The following is a 22919-nucleotide window of genomic DNA, read 5'->3' as shown; positions in this document are numbered from 1 at the left end:
CCGGGGCCGGCCCCGCGCCGGCCCGGCCACAGCCGGTTTTACCCGCCCTCTAGCGGATGACGCCGCCGCCCAGGCAGACCCGGGACTCGTACAGCACCACCGACTGCCCCGGGGTCACGGCCCATTGGGGTTCGGCGAAATCGATCAGGCAGGATTCCCCATCCACCCGCTCCACCTCGCAGGGCGCGTCCTCCTGCCGGTAGCGGGTCTTGGCGCAATAGACCCAGTGGGGCCGCGGCGCCCGGCCCGAGACCCAGGACAGGTCATGGGCTTCCAGGCGGCCCGAGAGCAGGGCCGGATGGTCGTGGCCCTGGACCACGTAGAGCACGTTGGCCGCCACGTCCTTCTTCGCCACGAACCAGGCATCGTGCTCGCCGTTGGCCTTCTGGCCGCCGGCCAGGCCACCGATGTGCAGGCCCTTGCGCTGGCCAATGGTGTGGTAGGTCATGCCGTCGTGTTCCCCCAGCACCTTGCCGCTGTCCAGATCCCGGATCTCACCCTTCTGCGGCGGCAGGTAGCGCATCAGGAAATCCTTGAAGGGCCGCTCGCCAATGAAGCAGATGCCGGTGGAGTCCTTCTTCGCCGCCACGTGCAGACCTTCCTCCAGGGCCAGCTTGCGCACGTCCCGCTTGTACCAGTCGGCCAGGGGAAAGAGGGTCTTGGACAGCTGGGCCTGGTTGAGGCGGTGCAGGAAGTAGCTCTGGTCCTTGGTGCCGTCCTCGGCCTTGAGCAGCTGGTACTCGACGCCGACGCCAGCCGGATGGGGCACTTCCCGCACCCCGGCATAGTGGCCGGTGGCGATCTTGTCGGCTCCCAGCTGCATGGCGTGGTCAAGGAAGGCCTTGAACTTGATTTCCGAGTTGCACAGGATGTCCGGATTGGGGGTGCGGCCGGCCTGGTATTCCTTGAGGAACTCGGCGAAGACCCGCTCCTTGTACTCCTTGGCGAAATTCACCACCTCCACGTCGATGCCGATGGTGTCGGCCACGCTCATGACGTCGATGAGGTCCTGGCGGGAGGAGCAGTATTCCTCGTTGTCGTCGTCCTCCCAGTTTTTCATGAAGAGGCCCACCACCTTCCAGCCCTGGCGCTTCAGCAGCAGGGCTGCGACGGAGGAATCCACCCCGCCGGAAAGACCGACCACGACCGTACCTTTTTCCTGTGCTGCGCTCATTGCTTCACCTGTCTTTCCATCTGTTCCTGGACCGCCTCGGCCACCCGGTGCCGCACTTCCGGGTCCCGGCCGTCCAGCCAATCCTCGAAGGGGATGACGGCCGGCGTCTCCCCATAGTCAAAAAACCAGCTATCCACCGCAAATTTCTCACCGTTGCCGTCCTCGATGGCGGCGGTCCAGTGATCGAAGATCAGGCCGCGGCGCCGCATCTGGCGGGGCAGCAGGGTGTGGTAGCGCAGCCAGCCGCGGCCGGCCAGCAACTCGATGAAATGGGTGGTGTTGGTGGAGTGGTCGATGCAGTCCATGCGCCCCTCCACCGCGTCGTCCTCGGAATTGCCGCCCTTGTCGCGCCAGATGGGCGTCTGGGTGCCGGCGATGCGGTACAGGCGGGCCACCGCCTCGGCCAGGAAGCGGCGCTCGGACTCGGCGTCCCGGGCCTTGAGCATGTCCCGCCCGATGGCGTCCAGCTGGGCCCGACTCACCTCCACTTCCGTCTGCACCGTGCAGCCGTAGTTGTAGCAGAGTCCCACCGGCTCCGCGGCGGCCCCCAGAGGCAGCCCCAGAGCCAGCAGTGCGGCGACGAGGACTTTCATGAATAGTGGGTGATGAGGTCCAGGGGATGGCGCTTGCCGGCCACGTAGTCCTCGATGCAGCGCAGGATCAGGGGGCTGCGGTGGCGTTCCGCCGTGGCCCGCACTTCCTCCAGGGTCAGCCAGCGGGCGCCGATGATGCCCGTATCCAGGGCCCGCCCTTCCTCGAAACCTTCGATCTCGCCGGTGAAGGCGAAGCGCAGGTAGGTGATGTCGCCGGCCGGCCGGGGCCACTGGTAGATGCCGACCAGGGCGGTGGGACGGAAACGGTAGGCGGTTTCCTCCAGGCACTCCCGGGCACAGGCATGCACCAGGGACTCTCCCTCGTCCAGATGGCCGGCAGGCTGGTTGAAACGCAGACCGTCGTCGGTCTCTTCTTCCACCAGGAGAAAACGGCCGTCCCGCTCGACGACGGCGGCCACGGTGACATTGGGTTTCCAGACGGGTGCCATGGGAATTCCGGATTGCGCAAAGGCCGCATTTTACCCCCAGGCCCAAGGCCGGGGCCAGCCGTCATGCCGCGCCGCACCAATGCAGGCGGTGCGGATTTGGGCTAGAATTTCGGACTTTATCGAACACGCAGCGAACGGAGATTCAACATGTCTATGTCGGACCGCGACGGTTTCATTTGGCAAGACGGCAAACTGGTGCCCTGGCGCGAAGCCACCACCCATGCCCTCACCCACTCCCTGCACTACGGCATGGCCGTGTTCGAGGGCGTCCGGGCTTACCAGACCGACAAGGGTACCGCCATCTTCCGTCTGCAGGACCACACCCAGCGCCTGGCCCGTTCCGCCCACATCTTCCAGATGGCCCTGCCCTACAGCCAGGAAGAGCTGAACGAAGCCCAGAAGGAAGTGATCCGCGCCAACAACCTGGAATCCGGCTACATCCGCCCCCTGGCCTTCTACGGCTCCGAGAAGATGGGCGTTTCCCCCAAGGGCGCCAAGGTGCACGTCATCATCGCCGCCTGGCCCTGGGGCGCCTACCTGGGCGAGGAAGGCATGCAGCGCGGCATCCGCATCAAGACCTCCTCCTTCACCCGCCACCACGTGAACATCACCATGGTGCGGGCCAAGGCCTCCGGCAACTACATGAACTCCATCCTGGCCAACAACGAAGCCCTCACCGACGGCTACGACGAAGCCATGCTGCTGGACCCGGAAGGCTACGTCTGTGAAGGCGCCGGCGAGAACATCTTCATCGTCAAGAACGGCAAGCTGTACACCCCGGACCTGACCTCCTGCCTGGAAGGCATCACCCGCGCCACCGTGATCCAGCTGGCCGGCGAAATGGGCATCGAGGTGGTGGAAAAGCGCATCACCCGCGACGAAGTCTATTGCGCCGACGAAGCCTTCTTCACCGGCACCGCCGCCGAAGTGACCCCCATCCGCGAACTGGACAACCGCCAGATCGGCGTCGGCCACCGCGGCCCCGTCACCAAGGCCCTGCAGGAAAAGTACTTCGACGTGGTCAATGGCCGTTCCGCCGCCCACGCCGACTGGCTGGCCTTCGTTTAATCCTTTCGCCCGTTCCGAGACCGACCATGGCCGACAATCTGACCGTCGAAGTCACCGCCGACGACCTGCCCCTGCACTGCCCCACCCCCAAGGCTCCCCTGTGGAGCCAGCATCCCCGGGTGTTCCTGGACGTGCTGAAGACCGGCGAAGTGACCTGTCCCTACTGCAGCACCCGCTACGTCTTCAAGGGCGAAGCGCCCAAGGGTCACCACTGACCCCATGCCGTTTCATGGAGGAGAGGCGATGACCTTGCGTCGCGGGCTCATCGTCGCCCCCTCCTGGATCGGCGACGCCGTCCTCGCCCAGCCCCTGTTCCAGCGCCTGCAGGAACGCCACCCGGGGCTGGTGCTCGATGCCCTGGCGCCCCGCTGGGTGGCGCCGGTGCTCTCCCGCATGGACGAGATCGGGGAAGTCCTGGACAACCCCTTCGCCCACGGCGAACTCAATCTCAAGGCCCGCTGGGCCCTCGGCCGCCAGCTGGCGGCCCGGGGCTACGACGCCGCCTGGGTCCTGCCCAATTCCCTCAAATCCGCCCTGGTCACCGCCTTCGCCGGCATTCCGCTGCGTGTCGGCTTCACCGGCGAGGCCCGCTACGGCCTGCTCAACTGCCGCCACACCCTGGACAAAAGCGCCACGCCCCTGATGGTGGAACGCTTCGCCCAGCTGGCGGAAGCCCCCGGCCGGCTGCCGCCCCGGCCCATTGCCCCGCCCCGCCTGCACTCCCGGGAGGCAGACCAGATGCGGACCCTGGCGGCCCTGGGCCTGGAACGCCCGTCCCGCCTGCTTGTCTGCTGTCCCGGTGCCGAGTACGGCCCCGCCAAACGCTGGCCCGAGGCCCACTACGCCAGCCTGGCCCGGGCCGCCGCCGCCCAGGGCTGGACCGTCTGGCTGCTGGGCTCCCACAAGGATGGGCCGGTGGGCGAAAGCATCGCCCAGGCCGCCGACGGCTGCGCCCGCAACCTGTGCGGCGCCACCAGCCTGGACCAGGCCATCGACCTGCTGGCCCTGGCCGACCACGTGGTCTGCAACGATTCCGGCCTGATGCACGTGGCCGCCGCCCTGGGGCGCGGCCTCACCGCCCTCTACGGTTCCTCCTCCCCCGGCTTCACGCCGCCCCTCAGCGAGCGGGCCACGGTGCTGCAGCTGGGCCTGGAATGCAGCCCCTGTTTCAAACGGGAGTGCCCCCTGGGGCACTTCAAATGCCTGCAGGACCTGGAACCTCTCCGGGTCCTGGACACCCTCCCCCGCTGACCGCCGGAGTCCCCCATGCCGACACCGCCCTTCCCCCGCCCTGAAGATGCCGAAAACGCCTTCTACGAGGCCCTGGAGAAGGGCGATCTGGAGGCCATGATGGCCATCTGGGCCGACGACGAGGATGTCGTCTGCATCCATCCCGACGGCCAGCGCCTGTGCGGCCACGCCCAGATCCGCCACGGCTGGCAGAGCCTCTTCGCCAGCGCTCCCCGGCTCACCGTGCGCATCGGCGAGCGGGTCGCCTGGCTCGGCGGCATGCTGGCGGTGCACAGCCTGCAGGAAACCTTTTTCGCCGAAGGGGACCCGGAACCCCGGGGCCCGGTGCTGGTGACCAACGTCTTCATCCGCGGCAGCGACGGCTGGCGCCTGCTCTCCCACCACGCCTCCCCCGGCGCCGAAGAAGGCAACGGCGACAGCGACGGGGACGCCCAGCCCCGGGTCCTGCACTGATGGCCCATCCGCCGGCCTACACCCCGCCGGGGTGGCTGCCCGGCGGCCACCTGCAGACCATCTACCCCCTGCTGATCCGGCCGGCGCCTCCGGCCTACGTGCGGGAGCGCTGGGAAACGCCGGATGGCGACTTCATCGACCTGGACTGGCTGGACCCGGACCGGGAGGCCCCGCCCCTGGCCCATCCGCCCTGCCGGCGGCCCCTGCTGGTGCTGTTCCACGGCCTGGAGGGCAGTTCCCGCAGCCACTACGCCACCGCCCTCATGGCCGCCGCCGCCGAGGCCGGCTGGGGCGGTGTGGTGCCCCACTTCCGCGGCTGCTCCGGCGAACTGAACCGTCTGCCCCGGGCCTACCATTCCGGCGACTCCGCCGAAATCGACTGGATCCTGCACCGCCTCCGGCAGCGCTTCCCCGAACGGCCCCTGTTCGCTGCCGGCGTTTCCCTCGGCGGCAACGCCCTGCTCAAGTGGCTGGGGGAACAGGAATTCCAGGCCACCCGGGTGGTGGAGGCCGCCGCCGCGGTGTGCCCGCCCCTGGACCTGACCGTCTGCGGCGACGCCCTGGGCCGGGGCTTCAACCGGGTCTACAGCGCCCATTTCCTCGGCACCCTGAAACGGGGGGCGGAGGCCCGCCTGCGGCGCTTCCCCGACCTCTTCGACCCGCGCCCCATGCGCCGGGCCCGCAGCCTGCGGGCCTTCGACGATGCGGTGACGGCGCCCCTGCACGGCTTCGCCGGGGTGGATGACTACTGGCGGCGGGCTTCCAGCAAGCCCCTGCTGCAGGGCATCCGGGTGCCCGCCCTGGTGCTCAATCCGCGCAACGACCCCTTCCTGCCGGCCCATGCCCTGCCCACCCCTACTCAGGTATCATTGCAGGTCCGGCTGGAGCAACCGGCCCACGGCGGTCACGTGGGCTTCGTCCGGGGCGGCCCGCCGGGCCGCCTGGACTGGCTGCCCCGGCGCCTGCTGCACTTTTTCCGGCAACACTGCTGACGCCGCCACCAGGCGCTGCCACCCGAACATTCGCCCGAACATAAAAACACGAGTCCGATTCATGAACGCCTCCGTCCAGATTCCCGCCCTGCCCCCCGAAATCTTCAAGGCCTACGACATCCGCGGCATCGTCGGCAAAAGCCTCACCGCCGACGTGGTGCGCGCCATCGGCCACGGCCTCGGCAGCCTGGCCCGGGAGCGGCAGCAGACGGCCATCGCCATCGGCCGCGACGGCCGCCTCTCCGGCCCGGAGCTGGCCGGCGCCCTGGCCGACGGCATCCGCGCTACCGGGGTGGACGTGATCGACATCGGCTGCGTGCCCACCCCGGTCACCTATTTCGCCGCCCACCAGCTGGGCTGCCACTCCTGCGTCTCCGTCACCGGCAGCCACAATCCGCCGGACTACAACGGCCTGAAAATGGTCATCGGCGGCGAGACCCTGGCCGGCGAGGCGATCCAGGCCTTAAAGCGCCGCATCGAAGCCGGCGACCTGGCCCGGGGCGAAGGCAAGCTGACCCAGGCCGACGTCAAGGCCGCCTACGTGGAACGCATCCTGGCCGACGTCAAGCTGGCCCGCCCCATGAAGATAGTCATGGATTGCGGCAACGGCGTCGCCGGCGCCGTGGCGCCCGAACTGTTCAAGAAACTCGGCTGTGACATCGTGCCCCTCTTCTGCGAGGTGGACGGCAACTTCCCCAATCACCACCCGGACCCCTCCAAGCCGGAAAACCTGGCCGACGTCATCCGCGCCCTGAAGGAGACCGACGCCGAGATCGGCATCGCCTTCGACGGCGACGGCGACCGTCTGGGAGTGGTGACCAAGGACGGCGAAGTGATCTTCCCCGACCGCCAGCTGATGCTGTTCGCCGCCGACGTGCTGTCCCGCGTCCCCGGCGGCGAGATCGTCTACGACGTCAAATGCACCCGCCTGCTGGCCCCCTGGATTCGCGAACACGGCGGCAAGCCGGTGATGTGGCAGACCGGCCACGCCCTGATCAAGAAAAAGCTGAAGGAATCCGGCGCCCCCCTGGCCGGCGAGATGAGCGGCCACGTCTTCTTCAAGGAGCGCTGGTTCGGCTTCGACGACGGCCTCTACACCGGCGCCCGCCTGCTGGAAATCCTGGCCCGGGCCGCCGACGCCAACCCGGTGCTGAAGGACCTGCCCAACGCCACTTCCACCCCGGAGCTGAACATCAAGATGGCCGAAGGCGAACCCTTTGCCCTGCTGGACAAGCTCAAGGCCGGCGCCAAGTTCGAGGCCGCCCGGGAAATCATCACCATCGACGGCCTGCGGGTGGAGTACGCCGACGGCTTCGGCCTGGCCCGTCCCTCCAACACCACCCCGGTGGTGGTGCTGCGCTTCGAGGCCGACAACGCCGAGGCCCTGGCCCGCATCCAGGCCGACTTCCGCCGCGAACTGGCCGCCGCCTGGCCCGGCCTGACCCTGCCCTTCTGACCCGACCACCATGATCCTGCCCCTGGACGCCGACATCTTCCTGGCCCGCCAGCCCATCCTGGACCGGGAGCAGAAGCTCGTCGCCTACGAACTGCTGTTCCGCAGCAGCGGCGTGGACCGGGCCGCCGTGGCCGACGGCCGCCTGGCCACGGCCCGGGTGGTGGCCAATGCTTTCGGCGAAATGTCCCTGGGGGACGTGCTGGGGCCCTACAAGGCCTACATCAACGCCACCCCGGACTTCGTCCTCGGCCCCGAGGTGGAAATCCTGCCCGGCGCCAGCGTGGTCCTGGAACTGCCCGCCGACACGCCGGCGGACGAGGCCCTGCTGGCCCGCTGCTGCGAGTTGAAGCAGCAGGGCTTCACCTTCGCCCTGGGCGGCGTCGCCGAGTTCGCGGAAATCAACCTGCCCCTGCTGCCGGAAGCGGAAATCCTCAAGGTGGACCACCAACTGCTGGACAACCACCAGCTGTTCCTCCTGGCCTGCAAGCTGCGCCCCCTGCAGAAGAAGCTGCTGGCGGAAAAGATCGAAAACCAGAGCCAGATGGAGCATTGCTTCGACCTGGGCTTCGAATATTTCCAGGGCTACTACTTCGCCCGCCCCACCCTCATCTCCGGCAAGAAGCTGACCCATTCGGCCATGACGGTGATGCGCCTGCTCGACCTGATCCTCAAGGACGCGGACACCGCCGCCCTGGAGCGTTCCTTCAAGGGCGAGCCGGGCCTCACCCTGAACCTGTTGCGCCTCACCAACTCCTGCGCCAGCGGCCTGGCGGTGCGCATCGCCTCGGTGCGCCACGCCATCACCATCCTCGGCCGCAACCAGCTGCAACGCTGGCTGCAACTGCTGCTCTACGCCGATCCGGAAGGCGGCGAGGTGGGCCCCCTGCTGCAGCTGGCCGCCACCCGGGGCCGCTTCCTGGAACTGGTGACCCAGAAATTCCTGCCCCGGCAGAAAGACCTGCCGGACCGGGCCTTCATGGTCGGCATTCTCTCCCTGCTGCCCGCCGTCATCGGCCAGCCCATCGCCGACATCATCACGCCCCTGCCCCTGCCGCCGGACGTGAAGCAGGCCCTGATCGAATACAAGGGCGACCTGGGCCGCCTGCTGGCCCTGGCCGAGCAGCTGGAGAAAGCCGACGGCGACGCCACCTTCAACGGCCTCATCGCCGAGATGCCCGGCCTGCGGGGCGCCCTCCTCACCGAATGCCTGGCCCAGGCCATGGCCTGGGCCAACATGCTGGCCCGCGACAGCTGACCGCCATGGCCCCCGACACCACCCACACCACGCCCATCTACCTGGGCCGCCAGCCGATCCTGGATGCCCGGCAGAGCCTCTACGGCTACGAGCTGCTGTTCCGCTCCGGGCCGGCGCCCAACCGGGCCATCGTCGCCAACCACATGGTGGCCACCGCCACGGTCATCACCCACGCCTTCACCGAACTGGGCCTGGCCGACGCATTGGGGGAACAGAAAGCCTTCATCAACGTGGACGGCGACTTCCTCCTCAGCGAGGCGGTGGAGCTGCTGCCGAAGGACAAGGTGGTGCTGGAAATCCTGGAGACGGTGGAGGTGACGCCGGAACTCCTCAAGCGCTGCCGGGAGCTGAAGGCCAAGGGCTTCACCCTGGCCCTGGACGACATCGTCGCCGTCACCCCGGCCATGGAGCCCCTGCTGGACCTGATGGACATCGCCAAGGTGTGCATCTCCGCCGTGTCCGAGGAGGCCCTGCCCGGCCTGGTGCAGGCCCTGGCCCGGCGCCCCCTGGAACTGCTGGCGGAGCAGGTGGAAAGCCGGGAACAGATGGAACACTGCCGCAACCTCGGCTTCCATCTCTTCCAGGGCTACTACTTCGCCCACCCCACCATCCTCTCCGGGCGCAAGCTGGGCCAGTCCCGCCTCTCCCTGCTAAAGCTGCTGTCCCAGGTCCTGGACGATTCGGACACGCCCCAGCTGGAGCAGACCTTCAAGCACGAGCCCGGGCTTTCCATCAACCTGCTGCGCATGGCCAACTCCGCGGCCGTCGGCGCCCGCACCCGCATCACCTCCCTGCGCCACGCCATCACCCTGCTGGGCCGGCGCCAGCTGCAGCGCTGGCTGCAACTGCTGCTTTATACCGACCCGGCCGGCAACACCGGCTTCCCGCCCCTGCTGCAACTGGCGGCGACCCGGGCCCGGCTGCTGGAACTGCTGGCGGAAAGCCACATGGCGGCAGACCGGGATTTCGCCGACCGGGCCTTCATGACCGGCATCCTTTCCCTCACCCCGGCCCTCTTCGCCACGCCCATCGACGAAATCCTCAGCCAGATTTCCACCCTGGCCACGGACGTGAAGCAGGCCCTGTTGCGCCACCAGGGCTCCCTGGGGCTGCTGCTGCGCCTCATCGAGGCCCTGGAAAGCGAGGACCTGAGCCAAGTTCCGGCCCTGGTGGCGCAGCTGCCGGGGCTCTCGCCGGAGCGGGTCAACCTGGCCCAGGCCCAGGCGCTGGCCTGGACCCGGGCCATCGGCCAGGAACAGCAGAACTGATTTTGCCCCGGCATGCCGGGGCAATGCCGCCTCCCTGCTGGGCTGGCGGCGAAATAAAGAAAGCTGATGGTGCACTGCAAATTGCACCCCTTGCCGGCTTCATATAAAACGTTGAAAAACCAGGCTCAAAGGTCGCCTCACGGCAGCCTCCGTCCATCCGGAATCCCCGCTGCACACTGACCATCCGCCGCCCCCGGCGGACGAGGAGGAGGCAAGCAATGTTCCAGATTCGCCAAGCTGCCGGCGCCGATCACGACGCCATCCATGCCCTGCTGTCCCTGGCCCACCCGGACGAACCCAGTCACTGCCGCCAGGTGGAAGACGTGGTGTACGTCGCCGACTCGGACGTGGGCCTGGTCGGAGCCGGAGGCCTCGCCCCCTGCGGCGACGTGGCCCTGCTCCATTCCCTCATCGTCCGTCCCGGCTTCCGCAAGCAGCGCATCGCCCGCCAGCTCTACCAGCACGTCCTGGACCACGCCTACGGCATGGGGGTTCGGGAGCTGTACACCCTGACCGCCTCCAGCCGCACCTATTTCGAGACCTTGGGCTTCACCCCGGCCCACCGCGACACGGCCCCCGAGTCCCTGCGCCAGGCCCTGCTGCGGGACGATCCGGACCCGGACCAGACGGCCCTCATGCGCCGTTCCCTGGCCCATGCCCGCAGCGTGCCCAGCACCCCCCACAGCTACCACGGCGTGGATCCCACCAGCCAGGCCGGCGACTTCTTCGATTCCGGTTTCTACTGCGCCGAGAGCGTGCTGCTGGCCCTGGCCCGGCACATGGGCCTGGACTCCCCCCTCATTCCCGGCATCGCCACCGGCTTCTGCAGCGGCCTCTCCCGTACCTGGGGCACCTGCGGCGCCTACTCGGGCGGCGTGCTGGCCCTCAATCTGGCCCTGGGCCGCAGCGACCCGCGGGAACCGGTGACCGCCAACTACGACGCCATCCAGCGCTTCACCGACGAATTCCGCGCCACCTGCGGCGGCGGCCATTGCAGCGAACTCCTCGGCTGCGACCTGCAGACCCAGGAAGGACGCCAGGTGTACCGGGAAAACCACCTGCACGCCCAGTGCCGGGAATACGTGGTCATCGCCACCCGTCTGGCCCGGGAAATCCTGGACCAGCAGAACGGCGACGAACGCCTGCCCAATCTCTGAGACGGGGGCTTGCCCCCCGGGCCGTGCGCCCCAAGCGGCGACGCAGGAATCCCTTCAGCCGGCGCTGCGCCGGCGCAGCCAGTCGGCCACCGCCAGACCGGTGCCGTAATCCCAGGGTTTCAGCTTTTCCGGCGCGATCAGGCGGACTTCCGCCAGCTCCTCGTTGAGGCAGATTTCCCCTTGGGCCGGCACGTGGAAGGCCATGATCACCTCGTTCTTGCGGGCAAAGGGGTAGGTGCCGATGAGCTGGGCACCCACCGCCACCAGCCCCAGTTCCTCCCCCACCTCCCGGCAGGCGGCCTCGGCCGGCGCCTCGTCCCGCTCCAGGAAGCCCGTCACCAGGCCGAACTGGCCTTCGGCCCAGGCCGCGTTGCGGGCCAGGATGACGCTGCCCTGCCACTCCACCAGGGCCGCCACCACCGGTACCGGATTGCCCCAGAAGACGTGGCCGCAGCTCGCGTCGTCGCAGACCTGGCGCGGCGCGCCGCCGATCTCGCGCCAGCTCAGGGTGCCGGCGCAGCAGGGACAGAAACGGTAGGGGGAAGACAGCTCCGACATCAGCGGGCCTTGGGGTTGAGGGAGCCCCGGTTGTAGTCCTTGTCGCCGGGCATCAGCATCTTGCTGCCCGGCACCCAGCCACCCTGGGCCTCAATGGGGCGAACCTGGTTTTCCGGGTACTGCTCGGCCCGCTTCCTGGCCTCGGCGGCCTTGGCCCCGTCCACGAATTCCCACTTGCCCGTGGGGTAGAGGCGCACCTTGTCGCCGGCGGCAGTGGTGGCCTCCACCGGCGTGCGGTCCAGGTTATCGGCGGCCAGGGCCGGGGCCAGGGAAGACAGGGCCAGGAGGGAAGAGAGCAGCAGGATGCGCATGATGTCGGCAAACGGAAAAGGGAAAAGGGAAAACCGCAGGATAGCACTGCTGGCGCCGCCGGCCCACGGCCGGGACCGGCGGCCGGCCTGCCGCAGGGGCACCCCGGAAGGCAGGAACGGTGCGCCTCTCCGGCCTGGCCGGCCCGGAAAGCTTGTGTAGCTTTTGCTACAGAGGTGCCGCCGGCAACGGCCTAAGCTCCGCCCCACTACATCCCGTAGTCACCGCCAAGGAGCCGACCATGCAAGCCCTGCGTTTTTTCATCGACACCCACGACCAGCAGCACGGCACTTTCCCCGCCGGCCTCAGCGCCGCCGACTTCGAGGGCTTCTACGCCCAGTACGAAGCCGCCTGCTACGCCGAAGGCGTCATCCCCCTGCGCACCCATCTCAGCTACGCCGACGGCCGCGCCTTCTGCCTCAACATGGCGCCCGACGCGGAAGCGGTGCGGCGGGCCCACGAACGGGTGGGCCTGCCCTTCGACAGCATCTGCGAAGTGTCCACCGCCACCCCGGCCGACACCTTCTTCCGCCGCCCCGTCCGGGCCTGAGCCCAGGGAGCCCCCGGGGCCAGGGGGCTCCCGCCACCCAAGGGAGAACATCATGGACAGCGATCTGTTTGACTTACTGGCGATCGGTCTGGTCGCCGTCATCGGCCTCTTCACCCTGCTGGCCCTGATGGTGCGGCAGGACCTGGCCCCCCGCGCCGGCCTCACCCGGGAGGGGCGCTGGCTGCTCACCGGCGCCCTGGGCACCGGGCTGCTGGCCTTCAGCCTGAAAATGGCGGTGGCGGCGGTACTGGTCCAGGCCCCCGGCGGCACGGTGGCTCCCCTCATCGCCGCCGCCTACCGCCCGCCCCCGGCGGAAGAGGAGGCAGCCGCCCCGCCGGTCGCCCAGCCGGCGGTGCCCCAGGCGGCCCCGGCCTACGTCTGGGAAGCCCTGCCGCTACAGGCGCCGGAGCCGGCCGACAACCCGGGCAACGCCGCCAAGATTGCCCTGGGGGAACGTCTCTTCCACGAAACCCGCCTCTCGGGCCAGGGCACCCAGTCCTGCAGTTCCTGCCACGATCTCTACGCCAAGGCCGGCGGCGACCGGCGCCCCACCGCCCTGGGGGAAGCGGGGCAGAGCGGCCCGCGCAACACGCCGACGGTATGGAACGCGGCCTTCCAGTCGGTGCTGTTCTGGGACGGCCGCGCCCCTTCCCTGGAGGAGCAGGCCAAGGGTCCCATCCTCAACCCCGTGGAAATGAACCTGGACAGCCCCGGCGAGGCGGAACGGCGCCTCGCCGCCGACCCCGGCTACCGCCGGGACTTCGCCCGGGCCTTCGGCGACGGGGAGGTCACCTTCAACCGCATCGCCCAGGCCCTGGCCGCCTTCGAGCGCACCCTGATCACCCCGGACAGCGCCTATGACCGCTTCGTCCGCGGCGACGCCACCGCCCTCAGCCAGGCCCAGCTGCGGGGCATGGCCCTGTTCGAGTCCGTCGGCTGCGTCCTCTGCCACAAGGGGGCGGCCTTCAGCGACGCCAGCCTGCTCGGCGGCCAGGCCCCGCGACGCCATTTCCCGGCCAACCCCACGGCCTACGAGGACCAATACCCCCTGCTGCTGGAGGGCGGCCGCCGGGGCGTCTGGCGCGTGCCCTCCCTGCGCAACGTAGCCCTCACCGGCCCCTGGCTGCACAACGGCTCGGTGGACCGACTGGAGGAAGTGGTGCGCATCATGGCCAGCGCCCAGCTGGGCCGTTCCGGCCGCCTGACGGCCTGGCGCGGCCAGGACCGGGCCCTGCACCGCATCGAGCGCTCGCCCCTGAGCCCGCGGGAGGTGGCGGACATCGTCGCCTTCCTCAACGCCCTCAGCAGCGACAGCCTGCTGGCCCGGCAGCGGGCCGCCGCCGGCAAGCATGCCGGCGCCATGCCGGCGGGCTAGAATGGCCCCATGCCGCCCCCCGGGAGACCGCCCCGTGCAGGACTTCGACACCCTTCCCCTCTTTCGCCAGCTCAGCCCGGACAGCCTGCAACTGCTGCGCCAGGGCGTGGTCACCGCCGAGTGCCAGCCGGGCTCGCCGGTCCTCTACAAGGGCCAGGCCATCTCCGGCGCCTATTTCGTCCTGCGGGGGAGGCTGCGGGTCTATTCCCTGGCCCCCAACGGCAACGAAGCCACCCTCTACTGCATCGATCCGGGGGAGACCTGCGTCTTCGCCCTCAACAGCCTCTTCAACGACCTGCGCTACCCGGCCTGGGTCCAGGCCGAACAGCCCACCACCGTGGCCCTGGTGCCCGGCCCCCTGTACCGCACCCTGTTCGCCCGGGAAGACGCCATCCGGGACCTGACGGTGCACACCCTGGCCACCCTGGTGTTCCGCCTGATGCAGGAACTGGAGCAGGTGCATGCCTACAAGCTCAACCAGCGCCTGGCCAACCTCCTCTTGCTGCAGGCCTCGGCCGCCGGAGAGCTGCGCCAGACCCAGCAGCAGCTGGCCGACCACCTGGGCACCACCCGGGAGGTGGTGGCCCGCCTGCTGGGGGAACTGGCGGCCGACGGCCTGGTGGCCACCGGCCGGGGCCTGATCCGCATCCGCGACGCCCAGCGCCTGGCCGCCCTCATCGCCAGCCCCTGAGCCAAGACGGGGAACGGCCATAAAAAAAGCCCTCCCGCAGGGGGAGGGCTTTTTGCCGAGGGAAAGCGGCAGCTTAGAGCTTGCCTGCCACCCAGGCAGCCACGGAATCCAGGGCTGCCGGCAGGTTTTCCGGCTGGGTGCCGCCGGCCTGGGCCATGTCGGGACGGCCGCCGCCCTTGCCGCCCACCTGCTGGGCCACCTGATTGACCAGCTCGCCGGCCTTGACCTTGGCAGTGAGGTCGGCGGTGACGCCGGCGATCAGGGTGACCTTGCCTTCGGCGCTGGAGGCCAGGACGATGGCGGCGGACTTGAGCTTGTCCTTCAGCTTGTCCATGGTCTCCCGCAGGGCGGTGACGTCGGCCCCTTCCAGGGTGGCGGCGAGGACCTTGGCGCCCTTCACTTCCACGGCCTGGTTCACCAGGTCGTCGCCCTGGCTGGAAGCCAGCTTGGACTTCAGCTTGGCCAGTTCCTTTTCCAGGGCCTTCACGGCCTCCTGGGTCTGGGCGATCTTGGCCGGCAGTTCGGCCACCGGGGCCTTGAAGGCGGCGGCGGCCTGGGCCAGCACGGCCTGCTGCTGCTGCACCAGGGCCAGGGCATTGTCGCCGGTGACGGCCTCGACGCGGCGCACGCCGGCAGCGACGCCGGATTCGGCGACGATCTTGAAGAGGCCGATGTCGCCGGTGCGGGTGACGTGGGTGCCGCCGCACAGTTCCTTGGAGGAACCGATGGAAAGCACCCGCACCTCGTCGCCGTACTTCTCGCCGAAGAGCATCATGGCGCCGCTCTTCTGGGCGTCGTCGATGCCCATGACCTGGGCTTCGGTGGCTGCGTTGGCCAGCACTTCCGCATTGACGATGGCTTCCACCTTGCGGATTTCCTCATCGCTCATGGGGGCGTTGTGGGCGAAGTCGAAGCGGGTCTTGTCCGGGTCCACCTGGGAGCCCTTCTGCTGCACGTGGCCGCCCAGCACTTCGCGCAGGGCCTTGTGCATCAGGTGGGTGGCGGAGTGGTTGCGTACGGTGCGGGCCCGGGCCTGGATGTCCACCTTGGCGGTGACGTTGTTGCCCACCGTCAGGGTGCCGGTCTTGACCACGCCGTGGTGGCCGAAGACGGTGGCCTGGATCTTCTGGGTGTCTTCCACGGCAAAGATGCCGTGCACGCTCTGCAGCGCGCCCCGGTCGCCCACCTGGCCGCCGGATTCGGCGTAGAAGGGGGTGTTGTCCAGCACCACCACGCCCATGTCGCCTTCGTGCAGTTCATTGACCGCGACGCCGTCCTTGTACAGGGCCAGCACGTTGCCCTTGAACTCCAGGGTGTCGTAGCCGTGGAAGGTGGTGGCGGGGCCGTCGTATTCCAGGTTGGCGGCCATCTTGAACTTGCCGGCGGCGCGGGCCTGTTCCTTCTGGCGGGCCATGGCGGCGTCGAAAGCCGGAGCATCCACGGTGAAGTTGCGCTCGCGGCAGATGTCGGCGGTGAGGTCCAGGGGGAAGCCGTAGGTGTCGTGCAGCTTGAAGGCGGTCTCGCCGTTGAAGACGGTGGTACCGGCTTCCACCATACCAGCCAGTTCGGCTTCGAGGATGGCCATGCCGTGTTCGATGGTGGCGAAGAAGCGTTCCTCTTCCTGCTTCAGCACGTCCATGACGCGCTTTTCGCCGGAGGCCAGCTCGGGATAGGCGGCGCCCATCTCGGCCACCAGGTCCGGCACCATCTTGTGGAAGAAGGCGGCGCGGGCGCCCAGCTTGTAGCCGTGGCGGATGGCGCGGCGGATGATGCGGCGCAGGACGTAGCCCCGGCCTTCATTGCCCGGGATGACGCCGTCGGCGATGAGGAAGGAACAGGCGCGGATGTGGTCGGCCAGCACCTTCAGCGACGGGCTGTCCATGTCGGCGCCGGAGGTTTCCCGGGCGGCGGCGGCGATCAGGCGCTGGAACAGGTCGATCTCGTAGTTGGCGTGCACGCCCTGCAGCACGGCGGCGATGCGCTCCAGGCCCATGCCGGTGTCCACGCTGGGCTTGGGCAGCGGATGCATGACCCCGGCTTCGTCCCGGTTGAACTGCATGAACACGTTGTTCCAGATTTCGATGAAGCGGTCGCCGTCTTCCTCGGGGGATCCGGGAGGGCCGCCCCAGATGTGCTCGCCGTGGTCGTAGAAAATCTCGGTGCAGGGACCGCAGGGACCAGTGTCGCCCATCATCCAGAAATTGTCGGAAGCGTAGCGGGAACCCTTGTTGTCGCCGATGCGGATGACCCGCTCCACGGGCACGCCGATTTCCTTGGTCCAGATGTCGTAGGCCTCGTCGTCCTCCGCATAGACGGTGACGGTGAGCTTATCCTTGGGCAGCTTGAAGACGACGGTGAGCAGCTCCCAGGCGTAGCTGATGGCGTCACGTTTGAAGTAGTCGCCGAAGCTGAAGTTGCCCAGCATCTCGAAGAAGGTGTGGTGGCGGGCGGTGTAGCCCACGTTCTCCAGGTCGTTGTGCTTGCCGCCGGCGCGCACGCACTTCTGGGAAGTGGTGGCCCGGGTGTAGGGACGCTTGTCGAAACCGAGGAAGACGTCCTTGAACTGGTTCATGCCGGCGTTGGTGAACAGCAGGGTGGGGTCTTCGTGGGGCACCAGGGAGCTGGAAGAGACAATCTGGTGGCCCTTGGAGGCGAAGAAGTCGAGGAACTTCTGGCGGATTTCGGCGCTTTTCATCGTCGTTGCATCCTTGGCCCCGGCCTGCGGCAGGGGCGGCTGAATTGGAAAAACGCGCATTTTATCATTGAACCGGGCCGGGACCGGCTTGCCGCAGTGCCCGCGTTCAGCAGGAGCATGGCGGCCATGGACAAAGCGCCGAGGCCCGCGGGACGGGGCTCCTGGCCGGGTGGTCGCAAATGACGACGGCGACGGCAGGGCCGCGGCCGGCAGCGGCTTACTGATGCGCGGCGCGGCGGGCAGCCCGACGCTCGGCCCGGTCGCTGCGACCGTCGTGGTTGAAATCGTGCTGGCCGTCCCGCTTTTCCCGGGCGATGCGGCGGCTCTGCACGTCCTGGGCGTGGTCCAGGCGGGCCCGCTCCCGGGCCGTCACCTTGCCGTCGGCCTGGGTCCGGGTCTCCACGTTTTCCACGTGGGTCTGGCCCTTCTCCAGCCGGGCCGCTTCCTTGCCGGTGAGGGTGCCGCTCTGGGCGCCCTGGTCGATGCGCTGCTCCTGGTTGGCCTGGCGCTGGTCCACCTTGGGCGTGACGGTCTGGGCCAGCAGGGGGCCGGACAGGGCGAGGAAGAAGGCGGCGGCGGCAACGGGCTTGAAGGTCTTCATGGCAGGTCTCCTGATTTGAATGTCATGGGCGATTCCCATGGCCACTTTAACGTCATGGCCCGGCGGCCGACGACAAGCAGGAAGTAAGCGTGTGTAAGCGGATGTATCCGAGATGCCAGGTCAGGCCGGGCCGGCCAGATCCAGGCGATCGGTGAACACCCCGGCGACGCCCCACTGCAGCAGGGCGGAAATACGGGCGGCGTCATTGACCGTGTAGCAGGCCAGGGCCCCGCCCCGGGCGGCCAGCCCGGCGGCCAGCTGCCGCACCGTATGCTCATCCAGCCCGGCGGCGGCGCAATGCAGGGCCACCGCCCCCAGGCGCGCCAGACGGGCTTCCCAGTCGGCCGGCACGGCCGTCACCAGGAGGGCCCTGGCCAGGCCGGGGGCTGTCTGCCGCGCGGCTGCCAGGGCCTCTTCGGCAAAGGAGGAGAGCACCAGGGCGGACGCCGGCAGGCCGGCAGTCACCGCCCGGGCCGCCACCTCGGCCACGGCGGCGCCGGTTTCAGCCTCCCGGCCGCGACTCGGCTTGATTTCCAGATTGACCCACAGGCCCAGGCTGCGGCACAGGTCCAGGGCCGCTGCCAGGGTCGGCAGGGGTTCGCCGCGGAAGGCGGGGGAATGCCAGCTGCCCGCATCCAGGCCGGCCAGGAGCGCGTCGCTGCTGGCCGCCACGGCGCCGCAGCCGTTGCTGGTGCGCTCCAGGGTTTCGTCGTGGATCAGGAAAGGGGTGCCGTCGGCACTGAGCATGGCGTCGAATTCCACCCCGGCGAAACCGGCACGGTGGCCGGCGCGGATGGCGGCCAGGGTGTTTTCCGGCGCGCTGCTGCCGCCGCCCCGGTGGGCGATAAGCCGGGGATAGGCGGGGGCGGATGCAAAAACGCCGGCCCCAGGGACCGGCGTTTCTTGTGGCGGCACTTGCTGGCCCACGACGCGGATCAGCGCACCTTGGAGGCCGCCGGCGCTTCGGCCAGGCGGGCGGCGGCGCCGGAGCGCAGAACCGCGTTGGCGCGGCTGACGGCGTTGTCCAGGGCCAGCTTGGCCGGCTTCTTGTTGGACCACACCTGCTCCAGCTCCTCGTCGATGATCAGGCGCACCGGGTTGATGGCGGAGACCACCGGGGTCAGGGCGGCAGCCTTGCTCACCGAGGTGCGGGGCAGCACCGGGCCGAGCTGGGCCTGAGCCACGTCGATGTTGCGCATGTCGTCCTTGAGCAGCTTGCCCTTGGCCGCGGCCTGGGCGGCGGCGGTGAGGGGCAGGTAACCGCCGGAGCGGGCGATTTCCACCTGCATGTCGGGAGCCATGAGGAAGCCGACAAACTTGGCCACGCCCTTGTACTCGGCGGCCTTGTGGCCGGGGCCGACCCACAGGGAGGCGCCGTCGGCCAGGGCCTGGCGGGGAGCGCCGTAGGCGTCGTCGTAATAGGGCAGGGGCGCCACGCCCACGTCCAGGTCCTTGTTCTCGCGGAAGGTGACGAAGCGGTCGGAGGCGGTGGTGATCATGCCGCACTCGCCGCTGGCGAAGTGGGCGTCGGCCTCGTTCTGGCCGCCGAAGGTATGGAAGTAGCGGGCCTTGTACCAGGAGTTGAGCAGGGCCACGTGCTTCACCTGCATCATGCCGTTGAAGGCCATCTCGCCCTTCTCGCCCACGGTTTCCACGTTGTTGCGGGCGGCCAGGTTGTCGATGTGCACCCAGGCCGGGCGGGAGGTGGTGTAGGGGCACTTGATGCCGGCGTCGAACAGCTTGCCGGCCACGGCCTGCAGTTCCCACCAGGTCTTGGGCGGGGCCTCGGGATCCAGGCCGGCGCGGCGGAAGGCGCTCTTGCTGTAGAACAGCACGGGGGTCGAGTAGGCCATGGGCAGGCCCAGCAGACGGCCCTTGCCGTCGGTGACGCCGCTGCGCAGTTCGGGCGCCAGGCGGGCGGTGTCGATCTTTTCCTTGCTCTCGCTGATGACCTGGTGCAGGGCCCGGTAGGGTTCCTTGCCGCTGACGAAGTGGCTCAGCTCGTCGCGCAGGGCCAGGTTCATGTGGTAGTTGCCGGCGCCGCCCTGGCGGTGCACCAGCACCACCTTGTAGGCCTTCTGCTGGCCGTTGAAGCGGTCCACCACTTCCTGCAGGCGGGAGGTGCGGGATTCTTCCAGCTGGTGGGACAGGGTCAGTTCCACCGGTTCCTGGGGAGCGGCAGCCTTGGCCGGGGCGGCAGGGGCCTTGGCCGGCTTGGCGGCCTGGGCGGGGCCGGCCAGGGCGAAGGCGGCGGCCAGGGAAAGGGCAAGCAAAGAAGTGCGTCGGGCGGAAATCAACATCGCCAATCCTCAAGCAGTGCTAAAACGACAATTATAGCGCCGGAAAGATGACCGCCGGAGGACAACGCCAGACCCGGCCCCGGGGGCCGCCGGCCTGCTTGTCAGCCCCCGGCCCAGCCACCATAATGACTCGTGCATGGGCATCCATGCCCGGCGCCACCGAGAGCGAGAGCCATGAACAAATATCAGAGACTGGTGTGCATCGTCGCCCTGCTGGACCTGCTGCTGATGGTGCTGTTCCCCCCCTTCAACAACATCCCCCTGGCCCGGGGCGCCCTCAATTCCTTCGACGGCTTCTATCCCCTGCTGACCCAGCTGGGGCACAAGCCCATCCACCAGGAGCTGCTGACCCTGCAGCTCATGTTCGTCGCCGCCAACGCCCTCAGCGCCTGGCTGCTGCTGCAACAGCGGGAGGCCCACGAGATTCCCCGCTTCCGCTACAGCCGGGCCATCGGCCTGTTCACCCTGGTGAACCTGGCGCTGATCTGCCTTTTCCCGCCCTTCGAGCCCTATCCCTCCCTGCTGCGCCAGGCGGCGACCTCGGGCTTCGACAGCTTCTACTTCATCCTCGGCGACCGTTCCCAGCGCCCCATCTTCACCCCCCTGCTCTATCTGGAGGTGGTGCTGGTGGTGATCAACGCCCTGGCCCTGTGGCTGCTCTTCAACGTCGTGCAACGCAACGAAGACGCCACCCGACGCAAGATCATCGAACTGGCCGAATCCCTGGACGACGAGGCCCTGCAGGCCCTGGGCGAGGAGATGCGGCAGAAGGTGCTGGCCCACAAGGCCCGCCCGACCCTGGGCCGGGGCGACGACCGGCGCCAGGCGGAACAGACCCACGCAGGACCCGAACGCCGCCAGGGCGACCGGCGCCAGGAGACCGAGTGAGCCCGGCGGCCGCCTGCGGCGCCGGGGAATGCGGTTAAAATCCCCGCTCCATCAAGGAGGAATAAAGGAAGAGGAGCCCATGAGCCGCTTCAACTGGGAAGACCCCCTGCAGCTGGATGACCAGCTCAGCGCCGAAGAGCGCCAGATCCGCGACACCGCCCGTCAATACAGCCAGGACCGGTTGCTGCCCCGCATCGTCCAGGCCTTCCGCCACGAACAGACCGATCCGGCCATCTTCCGCGAACTGGGGGAGCTGGGCCTGCTCGGCGCCACTCTCGACGGCTACGGCTGCGCCGGCGCCAGCTATGTTTCCTACGGCCTTCTGGCCCGGGAGATCGAGCGGGTCGATTCGGGCTACCGCTCCATGGTCTCGGTGCAATCCTCCCTGGCCATGTACCCCATCCACGCCTTCGGCAGCGAGGCCCTGAAGGAGCGGCTATTGCCGAAGATGGCGACCGGTGAACTGATCGGCTGCTTCGGTCTCACCGAACCCAACCACGGCTCCGACCCTGGCTCCATGGAGAGCCGCGCCAAGGCCGTGCCGGGCGGCTGGGAGCTGACGGGGACCAAGATGTGGATCACCAATTCCCCCATCGCCGACGTCTTCGTGGTCTGGGCCAAGGACGGCCAGGGTGAGGACAGCGGCGAAATCCGCGGCTTCGTGCTGGAGAAGGGCATGAAGGGCCTGTCCGCCCCGGTCATCCAGGGCAAGATGGGCCTGCGGGCCTCGGTCACCGGCGAGATCGTCATGGACAAGGTTTTCGTGCCCGAAGAGAACCTGCTGCCCAAGGTGAAGGGCCTCAAGGGCCCCTTCGCCTGCCTCAACCAGGCCCGCTACGGCATCGCCTGGGGTGCCCTCGGCGCCGCCGAAGCCTGCTGGCACGCGGCCCGCCAATACACCCTGGACCGGCCCCAGTTCGGCCGTCCCCTGGCCGCCAACCAGCTGGTGCAGAAGAAGCTGGCGGACATGCAGACCGAGATCGCCCTGGGCCTGCAGGGCTGCCTGCGCCTGGGCCGCCTGAAGGACGCGGGCCAGGATGCACCGGAGATGACCTCCCTCTTGAAGCGCAACTCCTGCGGCAAGGCCCTGGAGATCGCCCGGACGGCCCGGGACATGCACGGCGGCAACGGTATCAGCGACGAATTCCACGTGGTGCGCCACATGTTGAACCTGGAAGTGGTGAATACCTACGAAGGCACCCACGACATCCACGCCCTGATCCTGGGCCGGGCCCAGACCGGCATCGCCGCCTTCGCCAACTGACAGAAGCGCCAGCTGAGATAGAATCCAGGGACCAAATCAAAGGCCGACCATGAAAAGAAGCGCCATCGCCATCACCATTCTTGCCGCCCCCCTGCTGCTGGGCGGCTGCGACCAGGTCCAGAGCAAGCTGGGCATCGAGGACCAGGCGGCCAAGGCCGCCAAGCTGGAGGCCGAAGGCAAGGCCGTGGGCGGCGCCTGCCGCCAGTCCGGCCGCGCCATCGAGGATTGCTACAGCGTCTATTACTGGCTGCCCAAGGACGCGGTGTACGGCGGCTGGCGCGAGATGGACGTGTACATGCGGGAAAACCAGATCCAGACCATCGCCCCCACCCTGCCCCCGGCGCCGCCGCCGGAAGACCCGAAAAAGAAGAAGACCAAGAAAAAGGCCGACGCCGAAGCCGCACCGGCCGAGAGCGCCGCCGAAGCGCCGAAGGAAGGGGCCAAGGAAGCCGCCAAGGAAGGCGAGGCGGCCAAGCACTGAGCGCCGTCTGCCGCTCCCCAGAGAAGCCCGTTCCGGCCCTGTCCGCAACGGGCTTTTTGCTGCCCGCCGAGCCGGTGCCGCAATGCTGATT

General features: G+C 68.6%; 24 protein-coding genes. 15 read left to right on the top strand and 9 right to left on the bottom strand.

Going from position 1 to position 22919, the window contains the following annotated elements:
* Window positions 1-49 precede the first annotated feature (49 nt).
* Genes mnmA through ACLSSQ_RS05570 form a run of 3 tightly spaced genes read right to left on the bottom strand, consistent with a single transcriptional unit; the run spans window position 50 to window position 2216 of the window.
* Window positions 50-1174, bottom strand: coding sequence for a tRNA 2-thiouridine(34) synthase MnmA (gene mnmA, locus ACLSSQ_RS05580; protein WP_130458941.1), 1125 nt, complete (start codon window positions 1172-1174; stop codon window positions 50-52).
* Window positions 1171-1767, bottom strand: a complete 597-nt coding sequence (locus ACLSSQ_RS05575) for a hypothetical protein (RefSeq protein ID WP_416244020.1) — start codon at window positions 1765-1767, stop codon at window positions 1171-1173. The genes mnmA and ACLSSQ_RS05575 overlap by 4 nt, the downstream gene beginning before the upstream one ends.
* Entirely contained in the window at window positions 1764-2216 is a 453-nt protein-coding gene (locus ACLSSQ_RS05570; protein WP_014238348.1) for an NUDIX hydrolase, read from the bottom strand. Before ACLSSQ_RS05570 ends, ACLSSQ_RS05575 begins: the two co-directional genes overlap by 4 nt.
* Before the next feature lie 147 nt (window positions 2217-2363).
* Between ACLSSQ_RS05570 and ACLSSQ_RS05565 the strand changes: the two genes are divergently transcribed.
* The 9 genes from ACLSSQ_RS05565 (at window position 2364) to ACLSSQ_RS05525 (ending at window position 11116) form a co-directional block, all read left to right on the top strand.
* Entirely contained in the window at window positions 2364-3284 is a 921-nt protein-coding gene (locus ACLSSQ_RS05565; protein WP_014238349.1) for a branched-chain amino acid transaminase, read from the top strand.
* A 26-nt stretch (window positions 3285-3310) separates the two neighbouring features.
* Complete coding sequence (locus ACLSSQ_RS05560) at window positions 3311-3499, top strand: zinc-finger domain-containing protein (protein ID WP_014238350.1); 189 nt, start codon at window positions 3311-3313, stop codon at window positions 3497-3499.
* Between the two features lie 28 nt (window positions 3500-3527).
* Window positions 3528-4535: a lipopolysaccharide heptosyltransferase II gene (gene waaF / locus ACLSSQ_RS05555; RefSeq protein WP_416244019.1), complete on the top strand. Its 1008-nt coding sequence runs from the start codon at window positions 3528-3530 to the stop codon at window positions 4533-4535.
* A gap of 15 nt (window positions 4536-4550) precedes the next feature.
* Window positions 4551-4988 (top strand): YybH family protein, encoded by a 438-nt coding sequence (locus tag ACLSSQ_RS05550; RefSeq protein WP_014238352.1) that lies wholly within the window; start codon window positions 4551-4553, stop codon window positions 4986-4988.
* Window positions 4988-5980 (top strand): hydrolase, encoded by a 993-nt coding sequence (locus tag ACLSSQ_RS05545; RefSeq protein WP_014238353.1) that lies wholly within the window; start codon window positions 4988-4990, stop codon window positions 5978-5980. The genes ACLSSQ_RS05550 and ACLSSQ_RS05545 overlap by 1 nt, the downstream gene beginning before the upstream one ends.
* A 61-nt stretch (window positions 5981-6041) precedes the next feature.
* Window positions 6042-7436: a phosphomannomutase/phosphoglucomutase gene (locus ACLSSQ_RS05540; RefSeq protein ID WP_416244018.1), complete on the top strand. Its 1395-nt coding sequence runs from the start codon at window positions 6042-6044 to the stop codon at window positions 7434-7436.
* A 10-nt stretch (window positions 7437-7446) separates the two neighbouring features.
* Complete coding sequence (locus tag ACLSSQ_RS05535) at window positions 7447-8691, top strand: EAL and HDOD domain-containing protein (RefSeq protein ID WP_416244017.1); 1245 nt, start codon at window positions 7447-7449, stop codon at window positions 8689-8691.
* A 5-nt stretch (window positions 8692-8696) separates the two neighbouring features.
* Complete coding sequence (locus tag ACLSSQ_RS05530) at window positions 8697-9959, top strand: EAL and HDOD domain-containing protein (protein ID WP_014238356.1); 1263 nt, start codon at window positions 8697-8699, stop codon at window positions 9957-9959.
* A gap of 218 nt (window positions 9960-10177) precedes the next feature.
* Window positions 10178-11116 (top strand): C-GCAxxG-C-C family (seleno)protein, encoded by a 939-nt coding sequence (locus ACLSSQ_RS05525; protein WP_416244016.1) that lies wholly within the window; start codon window positions 10178-10180, stop codon window positions 11114-11116.
* Window positions 11117-11170: 54 nt separating this feature from the next.
* Here ACLSSQ_RS05525 and ACLSSQ_RS05520 read toward each other — a convergent pair whose 3' ends face one another.
* Together ACLSSQ_RS05520 and ACLSSQ_RS05515 are read right to left on the bottom strand one after the other, a co-directional pair.
* Window positions 11171-11674, bottom strand: coding sequence for an NUDIX domain-containing protein (locus ACLSSQ_RS05520; RefSeq protein ID WP_130458947.1), 504 nt, complete (start codon window positions 11672-11674; stop codon window positions 11171-11173).
* Window positions 11674-11985: a hypothetical protein gene (locus ACLSSQ_RS05515; protein WP_014238359.1), complete on the bottom strand. Its 312-nt coding sequence runs from the start codon at window positions 11983-11985 to the stop codon at window positions 11674-11676. The genes ACLSSQ_RS05520 and ACLSSQ_RS05515 overlap by 1 nt, the downstream gene beginning before the upstream one ends.
* Window positions 11986-12224: 239 nt before the next feature.
* Between ACLSSQ_RS05515 and ACLSSQ_RS05510 the strand changes: the two genes are divergently transcribed.
* From ACLSSQ_RS05510 to ACLSSQ_RS05500, 3 genes are read left to right on the top strand one after another with little or no spacing between them, the layout of a single operon-like run.
* Entirely contained in the window at window positions 12225-12533 is a 309-nt protein-coding gene (locus ACLSSQ_RS05510) for a DUF4242 domain-containing protein (protein ID WP_416244015.1), read from the top strand.
* Between the two features lie 52 nt (window positions 12534-12585).
* Window positions 12586-13908 (top strand): cytochrome-c peroxidase, encoded by a 1323-nt coding sequence (locus ACLSSQ_RS05505; RefSeq protein WP_416244014.1) that lies wholly within the window; start codon window positions 12586-12588, stop codon window positions 13906-13908.
* A gap of 34 nt (window positions 13909-13942) precedes the next feature.
* Window positions 13943-14599, top strand: a complete 657-nt coding sequence (locus tag ACLSSQ_RS05500) for a Crp/Fnr family transcriptional regulator (protein ID WP_014238362.1) — start codon at window positions 13943-13945, stop codon at window positions 14597-14599.
* A gap of 73 nt (window positions 14600-14672) precedes the next feature.
* Here ACLSSQ_RS05500 and alaS read toward each other — a convergent pair whose 3' ends face one another.
* The 4 genes from alaS to ACLSSQ_RS05480 form a co-directional block, all read right to left on the bottom strand.
* Window positions 14673-17294 (bottom strand): alanine--tRNA ligase, encoded by a 2622-nt coding sequence (alaS, locus tag ACLSSQ_RS05495; RefSeq protein WP_416244013.1) that lies wholly within the window; start codon window positions 17292-17294, stop codon window positions 14673-14675.
* Window positions 17295-17511: 217 nt separating this feature from the next.
* Window positions 17512-17895 (bottom strand): hypothetical protein, encoded by a 384-nt coding sequence (locus ACLSSQ_RS05490; RefSeq protein WP_416244012.1) that lies wholly within the window; start codon window positions 17893-17895, stop codon window positions 17512-17514.
* Window positions 17896-18015: 120 nt separating this feature from the next.
* Window positions 18016-18810 (bottom strand): glycerophosphodiester phosphodiesterase, encoded by a 795-nt coding sequence (gene ugpQ / locus ACLSSQ_RS05485; protein ID WP_416244011.1) that lies wholly within the window; start codon window positions 18808-18810, stop codon window positions 18016-18018.
* A 20-nt stretch (window positions 18811-18830) separates the two neighbouring features.
* Window positions 18831-20195, bottom strand: coding sequence for an extracellular solute-binding protein (locus ACLSSQ_RS05480; protein WP_416244010.1), 1365 nt, complete (start codon window positions 20193-20195; stop codon window positions 18831-18833).
* A gap of 174 nt (window positions 20196-20369) precedes the next feature.
* Between ACLSSQ_RS05480 and ACLSSQ_RS05475 the strand changes: the two genes are divergently transcribed.
* The 3 genes from ACLSSQ_RS05475 to ACLSSQ_RS05465 all read left to right on the top strand — a co-directional run bounded on the left by ACLSSQ_RS05475 (window position 20370) and on the right by ACLSSQ_RS05465 (window position 22828).
* Window positions 20370-21083 (top strand): hypothetical protein, encoded by a 714-nt coding sequence (locus tag ACLSSQ_RS05475; RefSeq protein WP_130458954.1) that lies wholly within the window; start codon window positions 20370-20372, stop codon window positions 21081-21083.
* Between the two features lie 79 nt (window positions 21084-21162).
* Window positions 21163-22347 carry an acyl-CoA dehydrogenase gene (locus tag ACLSSQ_RS05470; RefSeq protein ID WP_416244009.1) on the top strand — a complete coding sequence of 395 codons (1185 nt, stop codon included), beginning with the start codon at window positions 21163-21165 and terminating at the stop codon, window positions 22345-22347.
* 49 nt (window positions 22348-22396) lie between these two features.
* Window positions 22397-22828, top strand: coding sequence for a hypothetical protein (locus ACLSSQ_RS05465; protein WP_014238380.1), 432 nt, complete (start codon window positions 22397-22399; stop codon window positions 22826-22828).
* Window positions 22829-22919 lie beyond the last annotated feature (91 nt).

This window comes from Azospira sp. APE16 (genome assembly GCF_047901315.1).
GTDB classification, from domain to species: Bacteria; Pseudomonadota; Gammaproteobacteria; order Burkholderiales; family Rhodocyclaceae; genus Azospira; species Azospira oryzae.
The sequence above is the reverse complement of the archived record's forward strand: the minus strand, read 5'-3'. Positions and strand labels throughout refer to the sequence as shown.